The organism is Streptomyces sp. NPDC037290, assembly GCF_055603245.1.
The window spans coordinates 1-1,919 of the sequence record NZ_JBVJVZ010000116.1 but is presented as its reverse complement, the minus strand read 5'-3'; the positions used below and the strand labels follow the sequence as shown (position 1 = coordinate 1,919).

Annotated in this window: 2 protein-coding genes; one reads left to right on the top strand and one right to left on the bottom strand. The window is 67.1% G+C overall.

The window, feature by feature from the left end:
• Positions 1-1,472, bottom strand: a 1,472-nt coding sequence (locus ACZ7HQ_RS45220; protein ID WP_471003419.1) for a tryptophan 7-halogenase, incomplete at its 3' end; no start/stop codon positions are given.
• Between the two features lie 183 nt (positions 1,473-1,655).
• Between ACZ7HQ_RS45220 and ACZ7HQ_RS45215 the strand changes: the two genes are divergently transcribed.
• Positions 1,656-1,919, top strand: a 264-nt coding sequence (locus ACZ7HQ_RS45215; RefSeq protein ID WP_471003415.1) for a sugar phosphate nucleotidyltransferase, incomplete at its 3' end; no start/stop codon positions are given.

Below are 1,919 nucleotides of genomic sequence, written 5' to 3'. Positions count from 1 at the left end.
TGGGGAACCCAGCCCAGTCCGTCCGTCGACGCGGCCAGACCCCCCCGCCTGACCGGTCGTTCGGCCCCCGCCTCGTCGCCGAGCAGAGCCCGCGCCTGCAGGGCGGCGCCCTGCTCCATGAGCCGGCCCACCACCTTCCCCGGCACGGCGCCGTGCGGCCCGTCGGCGTCGTCCGCGGCGGTGTGCGTCATGCCGGCCATCTCGTCCGACGCCTCGGAGAACCGCTGTCTGGCCCGCGCCGCATCGGCGAACTCGTCGGAGGAGACCCCGCCGATCAGTTCGACGAACGACTCCAGGTCGGAGTCCGCGGTGTTGGAGATCTTTCGGGCCTGCCAGAAATAGGAGTCCTCCGAATGGTGCATGTCGTAGAAGCCGACGAGGAACTCGTAGAAGCGGCTGTACTCCAGCCGGTAGCGGGCCTCGAACTCCTCGAACGCGGTGGTCTCGTCGACAGTCCCGTCCAGGCAGGAGTTGAGCGAGCGCGCGGCCAGCAGCCCGCTGTAGGTGGCGAGGTGGACCCCGGAGGAGAACACCGGGTCGACGAAGCACGCGGCGTCCCCGATCAGCGCCATGCCCGGCGCCCAGAACTTCGTGTTGCTGTACGACCAGTCCTTGCGGACCCGCAGCTCGCCGTAGGGGCCCTCGGTCACCCGGGTGGCCTCGGAGAGCTTCTCCGCGATCAGCGGGCAGGCCGCGATGAACGACTCCATCGCCTTCTCGGGGTCGCCCTGCACCAGGCTCGCCGAGTCCCGGTTCACCACCGCGCCGACGCTGGTCAGGTCGGGGGTCAGGGGGATGTACCAGAACCAGCCGTGCTCGAAGGCGCAGGTGAAGATGTTCCCGGAGTTCGGCTTGGGCAGCCGCTTGCCGCCGTTGAAGTAGCCGAACAGGGCGAGGTTGCGGAAGAAGGGCGAGTACTCGCGCTTGGAGCCGGACTTCTTGTACAGCCCGCCGGTGTTGCCGGAGGCGTCCACGACGAAGCGGGCGCCCACCTCGTGCTCGCGACCCTCGGCGTCCCGGTAGCGCACCCCCCGCACCCGGCCGCCCTCGGCCTTGAGTACGTCGAGGACGTCGCTCTTCTCCCGTACCTCCACACCGTGCTTGCGGGCGTTGTCGAGGAGGATCTTGTCGAACTTCATGCGTTCGACCTGGTAGGCGTACCCCGTCGCGCCGGGCATCCGGCGAGAGACGGCGAAGTCGAACGTCCAGGGCTCAGGGTTGGCACCCCACTTGAACGTCCCGCCGTGCTTGATCGTGAAGGAGGCCCTCTTCAGCTCGTCGGAGACGTCGAGGAGGTGCGCGATGCCGTGGACGGTGGCGGGCAGGAGGGACTCGCCGATCTGGTAGCGCGGGAAGGTCTCCTTCTCCAGCTGGAGCACCCGGTGGCCCCTCTTGCGGACCAGCGTGGACACGGTCGAGCCCGCCGGGCCACCGCCCACCACGATGACGTCGTACTGCGCTGACACGTCCACGGAGTCTCCTTCTCGCGCATCGGGAAGCGGGCATCTCACATTCGCTGGAATCCTCCGGCCCGCCGAGGGGCCGCCGCATCTCCGGGATTGCGAAGTCGTGGGCATTCTGCGAGAAGCGTGTACCACGCGGTCCGGTCTACAGTGACGTGGAATTTCAGTGATTGCGCTGAAGGGCGGAACACAATGAAGGCACTTGTACTGTCGGGCGGTTCGGGGACCCGCCTGCGCCCGATCAGTTACGCCATGCCGAAGCAGCTTGTTCCGATCGCCGGGAAGCCGGTCCTGGAATACGTTCTGGAGAATATTCGCGACCTCGATATCAAAGAGGTCGGTATTGTCGTCGGCGACTGGGCTCAGGAAATAATTGAGGCGATCGGGGACGGCAGCCGTTTCGGTCTGCGCATCACCTACATATGCCAGGAGCAGCCCCTGGGCATCGCGCACTGT